Annotated in this window: 19 protein-coding genes and 1 pseudogene; 10 read left to right on the top strand and 10 right to left on the bottom strand. The window is 65.6% G+C overall.

Translation table 11 applies throughout. The features are described from left to right. Window positions 1-41: 41 nt before the first annotated feature. Window positions 42-1595, bottom strand: a complete 1554-nt coding sequence (locus ACHQ4I_RS42895; RefSeq protein WP_420777683.1) for an LCP family protein — start codon at window positions 1593-1595, stop codon at window positions 42-44. Window positions 1596-1824: 229 nt separating this feature from the next. Between ACHQ4I_RS42895 and ACHQ4I_RS42890 the strand changes: the two genes are divergently transcribed. Both ACHQ4I_RS42890 and ACHQ4I_RS42885 read left to right on the top strand, forming a co-directional pair. Further along, on the top strand, window positions 1825-2478 hold the full coding sequence (locus tag ACHQ4I_RS42890) for an SDR family NAD(P)-dependent oxidoreductase (RefSeq protein WP_420777682.1): 654 nt from the start codon (window positions 1825-1827) through the stop codon (window positions 2476-2478). A gap of 126 nt (window positions 2479-2604) precedes the next feature. Next, window positions 2605-3735 (top strand): serine hydrolase domain-containing protein, encoded by a 1131-nt coding sequence (locus ACHQ4I_RS42885; RefSeq protein WP_420777681.1) that lies wholly within the window; start codon window positions 2605-2607, stop codon window positions 3733-3735. Between the two features lie 4 nt (window positions 3736-3739). On the opposite strand, the gene ACHQ4I_RS42880 is transcribed toward ACHQ4I_RS42885, so the two are convergent. From ACHQ4I_RS42880 to ACHQ4I_RS42865, 4 genes are all read right to left on the bottom strand, one after another. Beyond that, entirely contained in the window at window positions 3740-4405 is a 666-nt protein-coding gene (locus tag ACHQ4I_RS42880) for a VC0807 family protein (protein ID WP_420777680.1), read from the bottom strand. A gap of 20 nt (window positions 4406-4425) precedes the next feature. After that, a complete protein-coding gene (locus tag ACHQ4I_RS42875) occupies window positions 4426-5058 on the bottom strand; it encodes a TetR family transcriptional regulator (protein ID WP_420777679.1) in 633 nt (210 codons plus the stop codon). A gap of 294 nt (window positions 5059-5352) precedes the next feature. After that, entirely contained in the window at window positions 5353-5901 is a 549-nt protein-coding gene (locus ACHQ4I_RS42870) for a YceI family protein (protein WP_420777678.1), read from the bottom strand. 180 nt (window positions 5902-6081) lie between these two features. Continuing rightward, window positions 6082-6783, bottom strand: coding sequence for a TetR/AcrR family transcriptional regulator C-terminal domain-containing protein (locus tag ACHQ4I_RS42865; protein ID WP_420777677.1), 702 nt, complete (start codon window positions 6781-6783; stop codon window positions 6082-6084). Window positions 6784-6911: 128 nt separating this feature from the next. On the opposite strand from ACHQ4I_RS42865, the pseudogene ACHQ4I_RS42860 reads away from it, so the two are divergent. The 3 genes and pseudogenes from ACHQ4I_RS42860 to ACHQ4I_RS42850 form a co-directional block, all read left to right on the top strand. Then, window positions 6912-7157: pseudogene (locus tag ACHQ4I_RS42860) on the top strand (MFS transporter); the annotation flags it as partial. A gap of 70 nt (window positions 7158-7227) precedes the next feature. Next, on the top strand, window positions 7228-8307 hold the full coding sequence (locus tag ACHQ4I_RS42855) for an MFS transporter (RefSeq protein ID WP_420777676.1): 1080 nt from the start codon (window positions 7228-7230) through the stop codon (window positions 8305-8307). Window positions 8308-8484: 177 nt separating this feature from the next. Next, entirely contained in the window at window positions 8485-9303 is an 819-nt protein-coding gene (locus ACHQ4I_RS42850) for a DUF8020 domain-containing protein (protein ID WP_420777675.1), read from the top strand. Here the strand turns inward: ACHQ4I_RS42850 and ACHQ4I_RS42845 are convergent. Both ACHQ4I_RS42845 and ACHQ4I_RS42840 read right to left on the bottom strand, forming a co-directional pair. Further along, the gene (locus tag ACHQ4I_RS42845; RefSeq protein ID WP_420777674.1) at window positions 9300-9596 is read right to left on the bottom strand and encodes a hypothetical protein; all 297 of its coding nucleotides are present in this window, start codon (window positions 9594-9596) and stop codon (window positions 9300-9302) included. The two genes, ACHQ4I_RS42850 and ACHQ4I_RS42845, sit on opposite strands and share 4 nt — an antisense overlap. 36 nt (window positions 9597-9632) lie before the next feature. After that, window positions 9633-10199, bottom strand: coding sequence for a TetR/AcrR family transcriptional regulator (locus ACHQ4I_RS42840; protein WP_420777673.1), 567 nt, complete (start codon window positions 10197-10199; stop codon window positions 9633-9635). Window positions 10200-10265: 66 nt separating this feature from the next. Between ACHQ4I_RS42840 and ACHQ4I_RS42835 the strand changes: the two genes are divergently transcribed. Together ACHQ4I_RS42835 and ACHQ4I_RS42830 are read left to right on the top strand one after the other, a co-directional pair. Next, window positions 10266-11138: an alpha/beta fold hydrolase gene (locus ACHQ4I_RS42835; RefSeq protein ID WP_420777672.1), complete on the top strand. Its 873-nt coding sequence runs from the start codon at window positions 10266-10268 to the stop codon at window positions 11136-11138. A 903-nt stretch (window positions 11139-12041) separates the two neighbouring features. Continuing rightward, window positions 12042-12947 carry an NAD-dependent protein deacetylase gene (locus tag ACHQ4I_RS42830; protein ID WP_420777671.1) on the top strand — a complete coding sequence of 302 codons (906 nt, stop codon included), beginning with the start codon at window positions 12042-12044 and terminating at the stop codon, window positions 12945-12947. A gap of 45 nt (window positions 12948-12992) precedes the next feature. On the opposite strand, the gene ppnP is transcribed toward ACHQ4I_RS42830, so the two are convergent. Next, window positions 12993-13304: a pyrimidine/purine nucleoside phosphorylase gene (gene ppnP / locus ACHQ4I_RS42825; protein ID WP_420777670.1), complete on the bottom strand. Its 312-nt coding sequence runs from the start codon at window positions 13302-13304 to the stop codon at window positions 12993-12995. 94 nt (window positions 13305-13398) lie between these two features. Here ppnP and ACHQ4I_RS42820 point away from each other — a divergent pair, with 94 nt between their 5' ends. The 3 genes from ACHQ4I_RS42820 (at window position 13399) to ACHQ4I_RS42810 (ending at window position 15780) form a co-directional block, all read left to right on the top strand. Continuing rightward, a complete protein-coding gene (locus ACHQ4I_RS42820) occupies window positions 13399-14238 on the top strand; it encodes a DUF72 domain-containing protein (protein WP_420777669.1) in 840 nt (279 codons plus the stop codon). A 94-nt stretch (window positions 14239-14332) separates the two neighbouring features. After that, on the top strand, window positions 14333-15187 hold the full coding sequence (locus ACHQ4I_RS42815) for an alpha/beta fold hydrolase (RefSeq protein WP_420777668.1): 855 nt from the start codon (window positions 14333-14335) through the stop codon (window positions 15185-15187). Window positions 15188-15321: 134 nt separating this feature from the next. Further along, on the top strand, window positions 15322-15780 hold the full coding sequence (locus ACHQ4I_RS42810; protein WP_420777667.1) for an SRPBCC family protein: 459 nt from the start codon (window positions 15322-15324) through the stop codon (window positions 15778-15780). Between the two features lie 67 nt (window positions 15781-15847). Here the strand turns inward: ACHQ4I_RS42810 and ACHQ4I_RS42805 are convergent, their stop codons facing one another. Together ACHQ4I_RS42805 and ACHQ4I_RS42800 are read right to left on the bottom strand one after the other, a co-directional pair. Beyond that, window positions 15848-16474, bottom strand: coding sequence for an MBL fold metallo-hydrolase (locus ACHQ4I_RS42805; protein ID WP_420777666.1), 627 nt, complete (start codon window positions 16472-16474; stop codon window positions 15848-15850). Beyond that, window positions 16471-17556 carry an S-(hydroxymethyl)mycothiol dehydrogenase gene (locus ACHQ4I_RS42800; protein ID WP_420777665.1) on the bottom strand — a complete coding sequence of 362 codons (1086 nt, stop codon included), beginning with the start codon at window positions 17554-17556 and terminating at the stop codon, window positions 16471-16473. Before ACHQ4I_RS42800 ends, ACHQ4I_RS42805 begins: the two co-directional genes overlap by 4 nt. Window positions 17557-17647: the final 91 nt, after the last annotated feature.

Raw genomic sequence — 17647 nt, 5'->3', positions numbered from 1 at the left:
TCGGCGCGTAGTTTCCCGCCGAAGGTGTGACCTGCGCCGGGTCAATTGACGCAGGGCACGGTGCTGCCGATCGTCGTCGCGACCGGCTTCCCGGCATCGGGCACCGGCTCGGCGGAGGTGGTGGTCGGGGTCGCGCTCGAGGTCGAGGTCGGCGTGAGTTCGGCGGGCATGGTGAAATCGCTGCCGACGACGACGGTGATGTGACCGGGTTCGATATTCGGCGATGCGGTCGCGGTGAGGCCGAGGGTGTCGGCCAATTGCGCGGCGTCGGCCTCGGCGCCGGGACCATAGGTGATCGTGGAGGTCGCACCGTCGGTACGAGTGCCGTTGCCCACGATGCCCTTCTGATAGCCCCGCTTGGTGAGTGCGTTGGAGAGCTGGGCGGCGCGGCCGCTGTAACCGCTCGCGTTGTGGACATCGACGGTGCTGGTCGGAGTGTGGACCGGAGTCGTCGGTGTCGTCTCGATGCCGAAGGCGGCGCGCACTTCCTTCTTGATGGCTGCGGGATCGACGATATTGACGTCCTGACCGTCGATATTGTCGTAGCGCAGCACCGGCAGCGTCCGGAATTCGACCGAGATCGAACCGGCCGAACCCAGGTCGCGGGCGAAGTCGAGCAGGTTCCAGCCGTCGGACAGCACGATATCGCGGTGCGCCACGTCCATCAGTCCGGAGAGTTTGCCGAAGTTGGTCAGCGTGCCGGTGTCCTTCAACGACTTGGCGACCGAGGTGAGGAACGCCTGTTGGCGGTGGGTGCGGTCGAGGTCGCCGTTCTCCAGCCCGTGCCGCTGGCGCACGAAGGACAGTGCGTTGGCGGCGTCGAGGTGCTGCGGACCCGCCGGGAATACCGCGCCGGAGAAGTAGGTGTCGTCGACCGCGTGGTTGAGGCAGACGTCGACGCCACCCAGCTTGTCCGCCAAGTCGTAGAAGCCGACGAGCGAGACCTCGGCGAAGCGGTCGATGGGGACGCCGACCAGATTGCGCACCGTCTGCACGATCGATGCGCGGCCCGCCTCGCGGCCCGCACGCTCCAGGGCGACCTTGTCCTTCTGGCCCGCGTTCTCCAGTTTGGTCTCGGTGGCGGCCTTCTTCAGGCCGTAGGCCTCTTTGATCTTGGCGTGGTCGTAGCCGGGGATGCCGGCGACCGCGACATAGTCGTCGCGCGGAATGGAGAAGGCGACGATCTTGTGCATATCCGCCGGAATATGCAACAGAATGAGCGAATTCGCGTTGTAGCCGCCGTTGTCGCCGTCGCCGGCGTGCAACTGGTCCAGGATCTCCTTCGGCAGATCCTTCCCGTCCAGATCCTTCCGGGTGTCCAGGCCGATCAGCAGGATATTCATATCGCCGCCGAGTGAGCGCGGTGCGTCGTCGCCGATCGCGTCGGTATGGGTGAAGCCATTGTCGAACCTGGTCTTGGCCGACCAGGCGAATCCGGTACCGGAGAGTACGGCGAGGGCGGCCATCGTGGCCAGCACGCGAGTGGCGATCTTCGCCGCGCGGCGGCCGCGATGCGGGGCGGGGGCCGCGCGTCGATGCCGGGCACGGCGCGCGGTCGGCGTGATCTTGGGCAGTTCGACGGTGTCGTCATCCATGGCGGCGGGCCTCGTCCCGGATCATCCTCGCCGCCTCAGCTCTCGTCTCGACTCGTTCGGCACGGCGCACGCCCGGGTGATACCCGCTACCGACTAGTTGCACCGCTGGTGACTGCTCGCAGGTCACTCGAAAGGACCTGCTCAACCTTCCCAGTGTTACCGGCCGATCTTGGCGGAAGCAAGAATCGGACATTGTGACCTGCACAGATTCACCCTTAGGGTCGTGTGTATGACTGCTCCTGTACTCGTCGTCCTCGGTGCCGGTCCCGGTGTCGGTCTGTCCGTCGGCCGCCTTTTCGCCCGCGATGGATATGTGGTCGTGCTGGCCTGCCGGTTGGTCGCGGAGGCCGAGCCGTTGGCGCGGGAACTGACCGAGGAAGGTTTCGCTGCCGAAGGGGTCGGTGTGGATCTGGCCGATCCCGCCGATATCACTCGCATTGTGACCGAGGCGGGCGAGCGGCATGGCCGGATCGACGTGCTGCACTTCAACCCGAGCATTTTCCGGCAGGCGGATCCGTTGGAGTTGACCGTCGCGGAGTTGATCGCGGATTTCACCATCGGTGCCGCGGCGCTGCTGCCCGCGGTACAGGCCGCCCGGCCGTTCTTCGCGGACGGCGCGCGCGTGCTGGTCACCGGGAGTGCGGCGGCGGATAGGCCGTGGAATGAGGCCGCATCGCTCGGTGTGCAGAAGGCGGCGGTGCGCAATCTCGTCACCAGCCTGGACACCACCCTGGCTCCCGAAGGTCGGCGCGCCGTCGCGGTGCAGATCAACGGCGTGCTCGGCGAGGGCGCGTTCACCAGGGATCGGGTGGCCGAGGCACTGCACGCGGCCGCCGTCCGCCCCCTCGAGGATTGGACACCGCATGTCACCTATGACGGTTGATCCGTCGGGCCACGCCGACCCGCGCGTGCCCGCTGGCGAATTCTGCTTCGAACCGAACGGGACCCGCACGGGTATCACCGTTGGCACCGAGAGATCGGCCGAGCGGGCCGCGGCAAGGGAGGGTGAATGCGACGGTTCGCGGTAACGAAGGCTTTGGTCGCCGCGCTGGTGATCTTGGTGCTACCGACCCTCGCGGCATCCTCCGCCCAACCAGCTCCGGTGCATACGGAGTTGCTGCAAGCCGGGCTCGATAACCTCGTCCGCTCGTCCGCCGTTCCGGGTGCGCAGTTGGTGGTCACCGCCAATGGCAGGGAAACCCAGATCAACAGCGGCGTGGGCAATCTCGCTACCGGCGAGGCGTTCCCGGATGACGCACAGGTCCGAATCGCCAGCAATACCAAGACATTCGTGGCGACGGTGGTGCTGCAATTGGTGGGGGAGGGGCGAGTCGAGCTCGACGCTCCGATCGAGCGGTACCTGCCCGGTGTGGTCCGAGGTCCCGGCGGCGACGGGAATCTGATCACCGTCCGAAATCTGTTACAGCACACCAGCGGTATTCCGGACTATCTCGCCCGATTGGATCTGGATTCCGTCGAGGCACTGCAGCGGTACCAAACCGCGGATCAGCTGATCCGGATCGGCTTGGACCAGCAGGCGCTCTTCCCGCCCGGCACCACCTTCAACTACTCCAACACCAACTACCTGCTGGCCGGAAAGCTGATCGAGCAGGTCACCGGGCATTCGGTGTGTGACGAGGTGACCCGGCGCATCCTGATGCCGCTGCAACTGCACGACACCTACTGGCCCGAATTCCCGCAGGAGAACGTGATCCGAGGCCCGCACCCACGCGGATATCAGTACTTCAACGACACCCTGGTCGACATCACCGATATCGACCCGGGCTGGGGCCTATCCGATGGCGCGCTGGTCTCCACGGACGCCGACCTGAATCGCTTCTTCAGCGCGCTGATCACCGGAAAACTGCTCGCCCCAGCGGAACTCGCCGAGATGCAGCGCACCATCCCGAGCCACGATCCGACCCTCCCCTACGATATCGGCCTCGGTCTGTTCCACCGCAGCAACGCCTGCGGCATCGATATCTGGGGCCACGGCGGCGCCATGGACGGATTCTTCGTATACGGCGGATATACCCCCGACCGCTCGATCACCATCAGCCTCAACCAACTTCCGCCGATGTTCGGTCTGGTGCACAGAGGGTTCATGGACGGCCTGATAGATGCGGCCATCTGCGGCTAACTGCTCAGACCTTCAGTCCGTGTTTGGTGACGTACACGTAATGGAAGGTGAACAGTGCGCCCAGGACGACCAGCCATTGCAGCGTGCTCACCAGCGGTACCGAATCGACCGGGAGGGTGTAGGCGAGCACTACCCGCACCACCGCGTCCAGCGCGAAGCCCATGCCCCACACCGCGGTCAGCACCCGTAGCTGGCTGCGGAACCGGGAGTCGTTGTCCCAGCGGGCATCCCACTGCCGGTAGCCCTCCTCGCCGATCTTCACGGTGACGATCGTGCGGGCGGCGCTGCGCATGAAGGGGTGCTGGGTGAACAGGGTGGCCAGCACCCACAGGCCCAGCGCGCCGAAGATCCAGCTGTCGCGCACCAGCAGCGTGCGCGGATCGCCGGTCACCATCGACATCGCCGTCCCCACCACGATCATGCTGAGTGTGAACAGTGCGACCATGTCGATGCGGCGCTGCCGTATCGCGTGGTAGGCGAGGAACGGCACGGTGAGCAGGCCGGGCGCGATCAGTGCCAGCCACGGGTTCACCCCGGCCGCGCGCAGGGCGTAGTAGCCGCCGAGTGGGAGTGCCAGTTCCACGATCAGCTGGCGTGCGAGGTGGCGGCGTACCGCGGCGCGCTTCTGCTGTGGCGTGCGGTCGGTCGCAATCGCCTGCTGTTGGTTCATGATTCGGCTCCGGTCAGTGCTCACGAGTGCTTGCGGGTGGCGTAGTCGAAGAGGTCGGCCAGCTCACGTGCGCAGGCCGCGGTATCGAAATCGGGGTCGACGGCGGCGCGGGCGATGGCCGCGTCGAGTGCGCCCCGCATGGCGAGCACCATGATCGTGGGGTCGAAGTCGCGAAATGCCCCGGCCCGCTGGGCCTCTCGAATCCGCTGCTCCTGGACCCGGGCGAACTCGCCGAGGTGCTCGGCCAGGCCGAATGTCTGCCGGTCGTCGGGGTGAGCGTTGGCGATGATGCTGGACAGCGCCCGCAGATGTTCGGGGTACTCGTCGAGCAGTGCGAGGTTGGCGGCGAAGTGCGCACGCAACCGGGCCGTGTAGTCCACCTCGCCGTCGAGTTCGGCGGTTACGAATTCCAAAGCCACGCGCATGATTTCGGTGACCACCGCGCGGATCAGATCATCCTTGCCTTGAAAGTGGTAGGAGATCATGCCGGTGCTGCTCAGCCCCGCTTGTTTGGCGATCTTCGCGAACGAGGCGTTCGGATAGCCGTGCTCGGCGAGCACCGCGATCGCGGCGTCCACGATCTGGGCGCGGCGGGCGTTCTCGGTGAACGTCCGCCCCTCCTCTTGCTTGTCTGACCTACTCCTTGCTTGCACAAGCAAAACAATAGATCCTCTTGCTCAACCGAGCAAGAGTTGATGTAAATGAGCAAATCCAGGTCGCTACCGCCAAAGCGCTCGGCAAATGGCCTCAGCGCCGACTTGTCGACCGTCCGACTGGGCGGCTTGCTTGTGGTCCGACAGGTTGGTCCGTACTCGGCCCTCCTGCGCCGTCGAGCGACGATCATCCACGTCGACGGGGGCCAGAGCTGTTGGCGATGCTCATCGAGGCGAGTCATATGGTGGCTTGCGGGGAGTCCGCAGCCGCCATATGACTCGCCTCGATGTGGGTCAGGCCTGGAGGCCGACCTCGATTTCCAGGGTGAGAGTGATCTTGTCGCCGATTACGGCGCCGCCGTCGGGGAGGGGCATGTCGATGGAGATGCCGAAGTCGCGGCGGTTGATGACGGTTTTGGCCTCGAATCCGGCGACCGGGCCCTGGCCCATGCCGGGGTTGACGCCGAGGAATTCGACGTCGAGGGAGACCGGGCGGGTGGTGCCGCGGATGGTGAAGTCGCCGTCGACGACGAAATCTTCGCCGTTGACCCGGAAGCCGGTCGACTTGAAGGTGGCCACCGGGAAGTCGGCGGCGTGGAAGAAGTCGGCGGTGCGCAGGTGGCCGTCGCGCTGCTCGTTGTCGGTGGTCACCGAGTCGACCCGGATTTCGGCCTCCGCCGAGGCGGTGCCGTCTTCGTTGATCACGAGCTTGCCGGAGAAGTCCGAGAAGCGGCCGCGGACCTTGCTCACCATCAGGTGGCGCACGGAAAAGCCCAGGTTGGAGTGTGTGGGATCGATAACCCAGGTGCCCGCGGTCAGTCCCTTGGCGGTGGTGGTCGACATGGTGTGTCTCCTCAGGTGGTTGAGAACTCAATTACTTGGCGAGTCTGCCATCCATTTGGTGGATGTGGCAACCAATCTAACGGAGGGGTGTCGCGATCTATTCCGGCCGCGAAAACCCGATCCGGCTCGGTTGGTCGGTAGACCTCGCCGCCGCGCGGACCTAGATCTCGGCGAGCGCGATCACTTGCGCAGTCGTGACTCCAGGCCGTCCATGACACAGAGCAGCCCGAAGTCGAACGCCATCGCGCGGGCGGTCTGGTAGTCGGCGGGCATGGTGTTCCGATAGTCCGCGAGCATCTCCGGATAGTCGGCGGCCAGCGTATCCATGACGTCGAGCACCGCTTCTGGGTCGAAACCCTTCTCGCCGAATGCCTTCGCGGAGGTGATCTCGGGGATGACCTGGCCGAGTACGTAACTCGTCACGGTACCGCTCGCGAGGTAGATGTCCACGCCGGTGAACCCGGCTCCGATGAAGGTGCGGCGCAGTCGATCGGAGAGCTCGAAGGCTTTCGGCCCGACGCTCGGCAAGGAGCCGATCAAGGTGGCCACCCAGGGGTGGTCGAGCATGGTCAGCCGGAAGTTGTAGGCGAAGGTGGTCACCACCTCTCGCCATGAGGTCTGTTCCGGATCCGGGATCCGCATCAGACCCCAGATCTCGTCGAGGGCGAGCTCGAGCAGTTCGTTCTTGTTCGCGACATGCCAGTAGAGACTGGTCGCGCCCGCGTCGAGCTTGGCGCCGAGTTTGCGCATGCTCAGTGCGCCGAGGCCCTCGGCGTCCAAGAGCTCGATCGCGGCCGCGACGATCTGGTCGCGGCGCAGTCCCGCCGCCTTCGGCTGGCGCGGCGCGCGGGTCCATACCGAGGAGAACTGCTGCTGGGTCACGGCCTCAGCATAATTCTCTCGCACATTGTGCGATTCCATCGTACGGTGTTCGAGTGGAATCGAACGTTGTACGAGACCCTCGCCGCTGGTGGATTCTGGGGGTCCTCTGTCTGTCCTTACTGGTGCTGATGATCGACGGCACTGTGCTCAATATCGCCATACCGTCCCTGATCCGTGAACTCGACGCGACACCATCGGATGTCCAGTGGATCCTCGACGCCTATGTGCTCGTCTTCGCCGGACTGTTGCTCACCGCGGGCAGCCTCTCCGACCGGTTCGGGCGGCGCCGCATGCTGGTCGTCGGCTTGGGGTTGTTCGGCGCGGCCTCGCTCGCGGCCGTGCTGGCCACCGAACCGTGGCAGGTCGTGGCGGCCCGTGCCCTGATGGGTGTCGGCGGTTCGCTGCTGATGCCATCGACCCTGTCCATCCTGATGGTCCATCCTGATGACCACCTTCGCCGAGGACGAGCGGCGCAAGGCGATGGCGGGCTGGTCCACCGTCTCGATGGTCGGCATCGTGCTCGGGCCGACGCTGGGCGGTTTTCTGCTGCAGCACTTTTGGTGGGGGTCGGTATTTCTGCTCAATATCCCGGTCGCGGTGCTCGCGATTGTCGCGGCACTGGTGTTGATGCCGGAATCCACCGGTGAGCAGCGGCCGGTCGACCTCGTCGGCGTGCTGCTGTCCATCGTGGCGCTGTGTTCTGCGGTCTACGTGATCATCGAGCGCGAGTGGAATATTCCGATGATCGGTCTGGCCGTGGTCGCGGGGCTGGCCTTCGTGGTCTGGGAGAGCAGGTCGGCGCACCCGATGCTGCCGCTGGCAGTCTTCCGCAATCGAGACTTCAGTGGCACCTGCTGCACGTTGCTGCTGATGGTGTTCGGCATGGGCGCGCTCATGCTGATGCTCACCCAGTACCTGCAGTTCGTACTCGGCTACGGGCCGATGAAGGCGGGGCTGGCGCTGCTGCCGTACGCGGTGGCCGCGGCGGTGTGCAACGGCCTCGGCGCGACGCTCGGCAAGAAGCTGAGCAATAAGACGCTCATCGTCGCGGGTCTGCTCGTGATGGGTGTGGCCTTCGGCATCCTGGCCGTCGGTTCGGGGTACTTCGCGGTGTTGGCCAGCATGCTGGTCATGGGGATCGGCGGTGGTCTTGCGGGTCCGGCCGCCTATGCCGCGATCATGAGCGCCATTCCACTCGAGCACGCGGGCGTCGGTTCGGCCATGAACGACACCCTGCAGCAGGTCGGCATGGCGATCAGCATCGCGATCCTCGGCAGCGTCCTGGCCGGTGTCTTCACCTCGCACATGCCTGACGAGGCACCGGATGCCGCGCGTGAATCCATCGGCGCCGCTTTCCAACTCGGTTACGCCGAACCGGCGAAGCAGGCGTTCACCGCCGCCATGTCGACCGGTGCGTGGATCAGCGCGGGCTTCAGCGTCGCTGCCGCGTTGCTGGGACTGGCTCTGCTGCGCACCCGCCCTGCGCCGCAGGTCGACGAGCCGGAGGAGGTAACCGTGGCGTAGCCGGCATCGGTTTTCGTCGCGAATCCGCCGCCTCACACCGCAGGCTCGACTAGGCTCCCCTCGACCTCCTTGCCGCGCATATGAGTACATTGCACGGGGACCATCGCGAGCGCGGGAGAGTCGAGCCTGCGCGGGCGGTGCGGAGGCGAAAACCCTGATGACGGAAGGGAATACCGAATGAAGCTCTGCAATAGCACGGCGGCGGCGATCCTTGTCATCGGTGCCGTGACCCTGGGCGCCGGAGTTTCGCATGCCGAGCCGGTCGCCGCGCCCGCGCGGCAGGACATCACCTACTCGCTAAAGCTAGTCGAAAAGACCGTCGTCGCCAGCGTGCGTGGCGGCACCTTCACCCTGTCCAAGGCGGCGGGCAGCGAGCTCGCCGCGGGCGGCGACGGTCGGCTGATCGACAAGGACGGCACGCTGGTCGACCAGGACGGTAAGGCCGCCGATATCGCCGACGTGGTCGACGTGGTCGATCTCGCGGACACCGACGGCCACGTCGTGATCACGCTGCCGCTGCAGTTCCGGGTCGCCGATACCGAGATCCCGGTCAAGCCGGTGGTCAAGAAAGACGGCATGGTGCTGGAACTGCTGCCGCAGAAGCCCGCCGGACTCGACCTCACCCAACCGCTGACCGTCAAGCCGGTGGCATCGCTGGTCGAAAACCAGCGTGCCCGTAATGAATTCGCCAGTCAGTTCGGTCTGGCCACGGCGATCGGCGGCTTCGTCGGCACCGCCATCGGCGCGTTCGTCGGCTGCGTGGTGACCATCGCCGCCGGGTGCATCGGCGGGTTCACCACCGGCGCGGCCATCGGCGGGATCATCGGGACGGTGGTCGTCGGCGGACCAACGCTGCTCACCTCCGGTGTGGATTACGTCAATACGATGCTGGCTCCGGACGGCACCACCAGATTCGCGGATAAGCCGACAACGCCCCAACCCGCACCGCCCACAACTACGCCGCCCGCGCCGACCACTTCGGGACAGCCGAACTAGGCCACCCGGAAGTAGTTCGGCCGCACCCGGTGATCGGTGCGCCGAGTGGGCGGTGGGGCCTGGCGGGCGGTGGGCCGAGTGGCCAGTGCGCCGAGGGGGTGGGCCGGGCGGTGCGTCGAGTGGGTGGTGCGTCGATCGGGACAGGCGAAGTAGGCCGCTCGGAAGTAGTTCGGCTGCACCCAGTTATTGGTGCGCCGAGCGGGTGATGCGCTCAGTGGGCGGTGCGTCGAGTGGGCGGTGCGTCGAGCGGGCGGTGGGCCGAGCGTAGGCGAATGGTGTCTCGCGACTGGCATTGGAGCCACCGTTCGACTTGCCTCGACCGGCTGCGGTTATACGCGGTCGGTGGCCAAGTGCGAGGACAGCGTCTGGCCCGCTGCGCGTAGCGGTTCGGTCGAATGCAGTGTGCGGCTGAGGATGAATGCGCCCTCGAGAGCGCTCAAGAACGCGAGGGCGAAGCGGTGTGCCTCGGGTGCGTCCAGGCCGCGGCGGGTGAAGTAGTCGGTGCATTCGCGCACCCATGAGTCGATGACCTCGGCCGTGACCTCGCGTAGCGCGGGCTCACTGTCGGCGATCTCACCGGCGATCGTGACGACCGGGCACATATTGATCCACTCGGCCCGTTCCATCTGCTCGGCCGCCTCGGTGAAGGCGGCGGGCACCGCCGCGCGCAGATCCTCGTGCGGATCCAGCAACAGCGGCAGCAACTGGATGTATGCCGCACCTGCCACGCGCAGGGCCTCGGCCGCGATCTGCTGTTTGCCCTGCGGAAAGTGGTGATACAGCGAGCCCATCGGCGCATGCGCCAGCTCGCTCACCTGCTTCACGGTCGTCGCGCCGTAGCCCTGTCTGCGCATCAGCTCAGCCATCGCGGTGCGGATCCGGTCCCTCGTTGACATCGCTGCGTTCACACCGTAAGACTAGAGCATGTGCTCTAGAGCGACTACTCTAATGGAGGTTCGCGGATGCCAACTGTCGATATAGCCGCCGGTCGAATCGATTACGTCGAACGCGGCGAAGGGCCCGCGGTGGTTTTGCTGCACGGGCTGTTGATGAACCACACGCAGTGGGATCGGGTAATCGACCTGCTGCCCAACGGGTTTCGCTATGTTCTCCCCGACCTGCCGCTGGGCGCGCATGCGACACCGCTGCGTCCCGATGCCGATCTCTCGCTGCGCGGGCTGAATCAGATCATCGCGGATTTCCTCGCCGCACTGGACCTACGGGATGTGACACTCGTGCACACCGATTGGGGTGGTGGACTGTTCCTCACCGCATACGGTCTGGATGAACGCGTCGGCCGGATCATCGCGCTGCCGTGCGAGGCGTTCGACAACTTCCCGCCGGGTCTGCCAGGAAAGCTGGTCACCGTCGCGGTGGCACTCCCCGGTGGGGTCTTACTCGCCCTGCGGCAGTTGCGAATTCGATGGCTGCGCGACTCGCCACTCATGATGGGCTGGATGGCACGGCGGCCGCTGCCGGACGATCTCGTGCACGGCTGGACCGAACCAGCGTTGCGCGACAAGGCGATTCGACGAGATCTGGTGAAGTACGCGAAATCCGGTTTCCCGAAGGCCGAGCTGATCGCCAATACCGAAGCACTGCAACACTTTCCCGGCGACGCACTCATCCTTTGGTCGTCCGCAGGCAAGGTCATGCCACGCGAGCACGGCCGCAAGCTGGCCGAACTCCTCCCCAAGGGCAACTTGGTAGAGATCGATGACGCCTACGTCCTATCCATGCTCGACCGCCCCGAAAACGTAGCCGCCGCCATGTCAGCCTTCCTGACCACCGCGAACGCTTCGCCCACCCCACCCAACCCCACCCCCGAGAACTGACCCACCCCCATCAGCAGCCAATCCCCTGAGGCAAGCCATACGGCGGCTCCCAACCAGCCCCACCGCCACCATTTAACTCCGCTCAGCGGTCAGCTCACCGCGTGGCGGGCTACTGCAGATCACGCGGCGAGGCGAGTCATATGGCGCCTCCTCACTGGCACCATCGCGACCATTTGACTCCGCTCGGCGGTCAGCTCATCGCGTGGCGGGCCAGTGCAGATCACGCGGCGAGGTGAGTCATATGGTGCTTGCAGCCGGTGCTATCGCGACCATTTGACTCCGCTCGCCGGTCAGCTCACCGCGTGGCGGGCTCGAGCCGATTACGCGCCGAGGTGAGTCATATGGTGGCTCGCAATTGGTTCGGCGCGACCTTTTGATTCCACTCGGTGGATAGCTCGCCGGTGGTGGGGCTCGCGGCACATTCCACTCCCCTTGACACGCTCGAGAACGCAACCACAGCCAGTCGACCGAGCTGGAAGCCGCGGGCCTGCCCACCTGACTGCGGGAGGTAAGTCGGGTACGGCACACGACGCGCCCAGCACTGCACCGGCAAAACCACAGAACGCCAAACCATCCGGGGTCCGCACCCCCCTGGAAGTCGGTGCAGAACAACAGGACCCACCGCAGCCCACCCAACCCAAACGCACCCACCACCCACCCCCCTCAATTGGACATGTGATCACGTGGAATCTATGGCGGCATCGCCCGAGAAGCCCCCGCCACCAGTGCCACCTGATCTTGATACCTTGGCGAGACAGTCCCCTTACATCGGGGGTGGGCTGCGATCGCGAGGGGCGATCGCTGCGCCGTCAGGCGTGGTCTGCGATCGCGAGGGGCGCGTTCGGGGGGTGACTGTGCACACTGGGACGGTTGGGGGTGGTGGGTGCGCTTAGTCTGGATCCCATGTCCGCTTTGAAGTCCGGCTCCGGTGTCTCGGCTGTGCCGAGTGCGGATGTCGAGGGGCTTTGCGGACTGCTCTCGGGGAAGCGGGTGGCGGTGTTGACCGGGGCGGGGGTGTCGACTGACAGTGGTATTCCGGATTATCGCGGGCCTGGGTCGCCAGCTCGGACTCCGATGACGTACCAGCAGTTCGTGGGAGATGCGGCGTTTCGGCAGCGCTACTGGGCGCGTAACCATATCGGGTGGCGGGCGATGGATGGGGCGCGGCCCAATGCGGCGCATCGGGCGTTCGCGCGGCTGGAACGCTCGGGTGTAATCACCGGTTTGATCACGCAGAATGTCGATCTGCTCCATACGAAGGCGGGGCATCGACGGGTCATCGATCTGCACGGGACTTATGCGCGGGTGCGGTGTCTCGGTTGCGAGGCGCTGATTTCGCGGATGACGTTGGCCGAGCGATTGGAGGCGGCGAATCCGGGGTTCGCGGCATATTCGACGGCGACCGGGGTGGAGGTCGCGCCCGATGCGGATGCGGTGGTCGCCGATACCGAGAGCTTTCGGATGGTGGACTGCGCGCGCTGCGGCGGCATGCTGAAGCCGGACATCGTGTATTTCGGTGAGAACGTGCCCAAGGAGCGCGTCGCCGCATCGTTCGAGCTGGTCGACGCGGCGGACGCGCTACTAGTGGCGGGATCCTCGTTGACGGTGATGTCCGGGCTGCGGTTCGTGCGGCATGCGGCGAAACAGGGAAAGCCGGTCGCGATCGTGAACCGCGGCCGGACCCGAGGTGATGAACTCGCCACGCTGACCGTCGATGCCGGATGCGCAACCGTATTGACAGCCCTTGCCGACGCCTTGGGGCCGACCGTACTAGCCGATGTCGTGGGCGTCACCTGCCGCGTTCACTGACGGCGCAAATCGAAGCCCTTGGCGCAGGCCATATTACGGCCCGCCTCAGCCGAAGTGGCACACGTAATGCACCGTCGAGAGCACCTCGATCTCGAATGAGCTGTTGCCCGGCACGCTGAACGATTCGCCGCCGCGGTAGGTCACCGCTTCGGTTTCCCCGGCCAGGGTGACCTTGCATTCGCCCTCGATCAGCTCCATGATCTCCGGCGCGCCAGTATTGAACGTCAGAGTCGACGGCAGAATCACGCCCACCGACTTCGACGTGCCATCGGGCAGCTCGATGCTGTGGCTCACACACTTGCCGTCGAAATACACATTGGCCTTCTTGGCCACACTGACGTTCTCGAACTGCGTCATGATCTCTTTCCCGAGGTGGTGGAGGTGGAGCCGTCAGCGTACGTGACCAATGTCGACCGCCCGGACGACCGGGCGGTGCGTTAGCGTCGCTGGCATGCGGCTTCACGTGGGATGTGCGATGTGGACGCACGCGGCCTGGCAGGAACAACAACCCTCGCCGGGGGAGCGGTTGCGGCACTACGCGTCGTGGTGCACTGCGGTGGAAGGCAATACGACGTTTTACGCGACACCGACGCGCAAGACCGTGGCGTCGTGGGCGCAACAGACCGACCCCGACTTCCGGTTCGTCATCAAGCTGCCCAAGCCGATCACACATGAGCGCCGGCTGCATGGTGCGCAGGACGAACTCCGGACGTTCCTGGATGCGATGGAACCGCTCGGCCCGCGCATCCACGCGCTGTGGGTGCAATTGCCCGGCTCGTTCGGCCCGACCGACCTCGGGACACTGGCCGGATTCCTGCGCGCGCTGCCCGGCTCGTATCGGTCCGCGGTCGAGGTCCGGCATCCGGCCTTCTTCGAAAACGAAAGCGCCGCAAGGCAGTTGGAACACGTGCTGGCGCGCGTCGACGCCGAATGGGTGCCCTTCGACACCACCACACTTTTCGAAGGCCCCGCCGAGAGCGCCGCCGAGGCCGAAGCTCGCGCGAAGAAGCCCCGGGTGCCGCGGCGCACCCGAGCCCTCACCGAATTCCCGATCGTCCGCTATCACGGCCGCGACTCGGCCGAGCGCACCGTGGCGGGCTGGCAGCCGTGGCTGGAGGTCGTTGTCGCGTGGCTGCGCGAGGGTCGCTCGCCCACGGTGTTCATCCACACCCCGGACAATGCCTCTGCCCTGCACCTCGCCCGCCGCTTCCATGACGAAGTCCGTGCGTGCGTGCCCGAATTGGCGCCGCTGCCCGAACCCATCCCGACCGAGCCGATGACCCTGTTCTGAAATATCTCGAATAAATAACAATGCCGATTGGATACTCGCTTAGAATGGAGGGGTGTTGCCGCCCTAGTGCCGAGCACGCCGATGGAGGAAACCGATGAGCCATGCCATCGAGCACGTCACCGCCGAGACCATTCCGTTCGCCCTGCGCGGCGGGGCGGGCACATTGGCCGCCTGGGAATCCATCCCGCCACCAGGCGTCGAGACGCGTGGCACGGCGCTGCTGGTGCCCGGATTCACCGGCTCCAAAGAGGACTTCGGGGCCATGCTGCCGATGCTGGCCGCGGCCGGATTCCATTGCGTCGCTTACGATCAGCGCGGTCAATGGCAGTCGGACGGTCCCGATGAGGTGGCGGGATACACCATGGCCGATTTCGCCGACGACCTGAACCTCGTCGCCGATCAGATCTCGGAAGACGCACCGATCCACTTGGTGGGTCACTCATTCGGCGGCTATGTCGCCCGCGCCGCCCTGGTCGCCCAGCCGAACCGCTTCCGCAGTCTCACCCTGCTCGCGTCCGGTCCGTCCTCGACCTCCGATATCAACTCCACCCCACCGCAATTGGTCGCCCAACTCATCGAAAGCGGTGGTCAGCGGGCGCTTTGGGACCAGATGAACCAGGCGCTGGCACCCCTCGTCCCGCCCGCCGAACTCGAATTCCTGCACAACCGGATCTTCGCGACCAAGAAGGCGAACCTGATCGGCATCATGCGCGTCATGGAAGGTTCCATCGACTACACCGCCGCCCTGCGTGCCGCTGCCCTCCCGATCCTCATCGCCTACGGCAACTCCGGCGACCTCTGGCCCCCGAGTGTCCACGAACGCTACGCCGAAGAACTGGGCGCTCGCACCGCCGTCTACGACGGTGTAGGCCACCTTCCCAATGAGGAACGCCCATTCCGAGTCTGTACCGACCTCATCGCCTTCTGGACCGCGGCCGAATCGCGCTGAGGTTCTCGCGCGGCACCGAGTCCTATTGCCGCTCATCGCAATTCGCTGGTAGCGCACCTGCCGTGCCTGACCATGAACAAGCGCGGGCGTGAACACGGTTATCTGTCTCAGAAAGCGCCTGCTAGCGTGCAGGCATGCAGGACAGCGTGACGGTTCGAATGGCGGCACCCGCGGATGAGATCTGGGGGCTGATCAGCGATATCACGAATACATCGAAATTCTCGCCGGAGACCTTCGACACCGAATGGCTCGGCGGGGCAACGGCTCCCGCCGTGGGCGTCAAGTTCCGAGGACACGTCAACCGCAATGGTTGGGGGCTGAAGTATTGGACGGTCTGCCGGATCGTCGCATGCGAGCCGGGCCGCGAATTCGCATTCACCGTGCTCGGCCCGCGCGGAGTGGCGGTCAATACCTGGAGCTACCGGCTCGAACCGGTCGAGGGCGGCACCGAGGTCACCGAATCCTTCCAGCTCAACAACAAGCTCCTCGCGCTGCGTCTCTACTGGCTGGTCGCCGGGCGCGCTCGGGGCGAAACCAACCGCAATGGCATGCGCGAAACCCTCGAGCGCATCAAGGCTTACGTCGAGAAGTGAGCAAGATCAGGTGGAATCTGTGGCGGCATCGGCCCGCAGATTCCACCCGATCTCGATCCCACCGGATTCAGTGGCCGCGGGCGATCCAGTCGGCCAGCGCGGGCTTTTCGGCGCCGATGGTGGTGCCTTCGCCGTGGCCGGTGTGGACGGTGGTTTCCTCCGGGAGGGTCAGCAGTCGGTCCCGGATGGAATCGATGATGGTGCCGAAGTCGGAGAAGGAGCGGCCGGTGGCACCGGGGCCACCATTGAAAAGCGTGTCGCCGGTGAAGAGAGCGGTGGCCTCGGGTAGGTGTAGTGAGACCGAGCCGGGAGAATGGCCCGGGGTGTGCAGGACTTCGATATCGGTGCCCGCCACGGTGATTCGCTGGGTATCGGCCAGGGATTCGTAGTCGACGTCGGGGTGGGTCATGCGCCAGAGCGGGTCGTCGCCGGGGTGCAGCAGGATCGGTGCGTCGAGCCGTTGGGCGAGTTCCGGTGCGGCGGTGATGTGGTCATTGTGGCCGTGCGTGCAGACGATCGCGAGCACGTTGCGGCTGCCGACCGCGTCGATGATCGGGTCGGCGTCGTGCGCCGCGTCGACGACGACCACATCGGTGTCGTCGCCGATCAGCCAGACATTGTTGTCCACATCCCAGGTACCCCCGTCGAGGGAGAAGGTGCCGGAGGTGACGACCCGGTCGATGCGCAGGCTCACCAGACCACCACCGAGCGCAGCACCTCACCCGCATGCATTGCGGAGAAGGCCTTCTCGACCTGGTCCAGCGCGATGCGCTCGGTGACGAAGCGCTCCAACGGAAGTCGGCCTTGCAGGTACAGGTCGACCAGCATCGGGAAGTCGCGTTCGGGCAGGCTGTCGCCGTACCAGGAGGATTTCAGCGCGCCGCCGCGCGAGAACAGGTCGATCAGCGGCATGTCGATCGTCATATCCGGGGTCGGGACGCCGACCAGCACCACGGTGCCCGCCAGATCGCGGCCGTAGAAGGCCTGCTTCCAGGTTTCGGGGCGCCCGACCGCGTCGATGACGACATCCGCGCCGAACCCGTCGGTGAATTCCTGGATCTGCTCGACGACATCGGTGCTGGTCGCATCGATGGTGTGGGTCGCGCCGAATTCCGTTGCCCACTCGAGCTTCTGGGGGTCGCGATCGATGGCGATGATGGTCCGCGCACCGGCCAGCCGCGCACCCGCGATGGCGGCATCGCCGACACCGCCGCAGCCGATCACCGCGACCGTATCGCCACGCGAGACATTGCCGGTATTCATCGCGGCGCCGAGGCCGGCCATCACGCCGCAGCCGAGCAGCCCGGCGACGGCCGGGTCGGCGGCCGGATCGACCTTGGTGCACTGACCCTCGTGCACCAGCGTCTTATCCGCGAACGCGCCGATGCCGAGGGCGGGGCTGAGTTCGGTGCCGTCGGTGAGGGTCATCTTCTTGCTGGCATTGTGGCTGGCGAAGCAGTACCAGGGGCGGCCGCGCTTACAGGCGCGACATTCACCGCAGACCGCGCGCCAGTTCAAAATGACGAAATCACCTGCGACGACATGGGTTACCGCGGTACCGACGGTCTCCACGACGCCCGCGGCCTCGTGCCCGAGCAGGAAGGGGAATTCGTCGTTGATGCCGCCCTCGCGGTAGTGCAGATCGGTGTGGCACACCCCGCAGGACTGGATGCGCACCACCACATCGTGCGGCCCTGGATCCGGGATCACGATATCGACGATCTCGACCGGTGCGCCCTTACTACGGGCGACCACGCCACGCACGGTTTCGGACACGAATCCTCCTAGGAGATAGAGATGGCGCTCGGGGTGAGCCGTTCGATGTGTCGGTTACTCGGCCATGGCCCGCGAACCGCAGCATGATCGC

It is taken from the genome of Nocardia nepalensis (genome assembly GCF_048910785.1).
Lineage (GTDB): Bacteria > Actinomycetota > Actinomycetes > Mycobacteriales > Mycobacteriaceae > Nocardia > Nocardia nepalensis.
The sequence above is the reverse complement of the archived record's forward strand: the minus strand, read 5'-3'. Positions and strand labels throughout refer to the sequence as shown.

Coding starts and splice junctions, on each gene's coding strand:
- ppnP (WP_420777670.1), bottom strand. CDS start 13,304: ATGACGCAGTTCGAGAACGTCAGTGTGGCCAAGAAGGCCAATGTGTAT.
- ACHQ4I_RS42815 (WP_420777668.1), top strand. CDS start 14,333: ATGAGCCATGCCATCGAGCACGTCACCGCCGAGACCATTCCGTTCGCC.
- ACHQ4I_RS42870 (WP_420777678.1), bottom strand. CDS start 5,901: ATGTCGACCACCACCGCCAAGGGACTGACCGCGGGCACCTGGGTTATC.
- ACHQ4I_RS42850 (WP_420777675.1), top strand. CDS start 8,485: ATGAAGCTCTGCAATAGCACGGCGGCGGCGATCCTTGTCATCGGTGCC.
- ACHQ4I_RS42855 (WP_420777676.1), top strand. CDS start 7,228: ATGACCACCTTCGCCGAGGACGAGCGGCGCAAGGCGATGGCGGGCTGG.
- ACHQ4I_RS42830 (WP_420777671.1), top strand. CDS start 12,042: ATGTCCGCTTTGAAGTCCGGCTCCGGTGTCTCGGCTGTGCCGAGTGCG.
- ACHQ4I_RS42820 (WP_420777669.1), top strand. CDS start 13,399: ATGCGGCTTCACGTGGGATGTGCGATGTGGACGCACGCGGCCTGGCAG.
- ACHQ4I_RS42885 (WP_420777681.1), top strand. CDS start 2,605: ATGCGACGGTTCGCGGTAACGAAGGCTTTGGTCGCCGCGCTGGTGATC.
- ACHQ4I_RS42880 (WP_420777680.1), bottom strand. CDS start 4,405: ATGAACCAACAGCAGGCGATTGCGACCGACCGCACGCCACAGCAGAAG.
- ACHQ4I_RS42840 (WP_420777673.1), bottom strand. CDS start 10,199: ATGTCAACGAGGGACCGGATCCGCACCGCGATGGCTGAGCTGATGCGC.
- ACHQ4I_RS42835 (WP_420777672.1), top strand. CDS start 10,266: ATGCCAACTGTCGATATAGCCGCCGGTCGAATCGATTACGTCGAACGC.
- ACHQ4I_RS42845 (WP_420777674.1), bottom strand. CDS start 9,596: ATGCCAGTCGCGAGACACCATTCGCCTACGCTCGGCCCACCGCCCGCT.
- ACHQ4I_RS42890 (WP_420777682.1), top strand. CDS start 1,825: ATGACTGCTCCTGTACTCGTCGTCCTCGGTGCCGGTCCCGGTGTCGGT.
- ACHQ4I_RS42895 (WP_420777683.1), bottom strand. CDS start 1,595: ATGGATGACGACACCGTCGAACTGCCCAAGATCACGCCGACCGCGCGC.
- ACHQ4I_RS42810 (WP_420777667.1), top strand. CDS start 15,322: ATGCAGGACAGCGTGACGGTTCGAATGGCGGCACCCGCGGATGAGATC.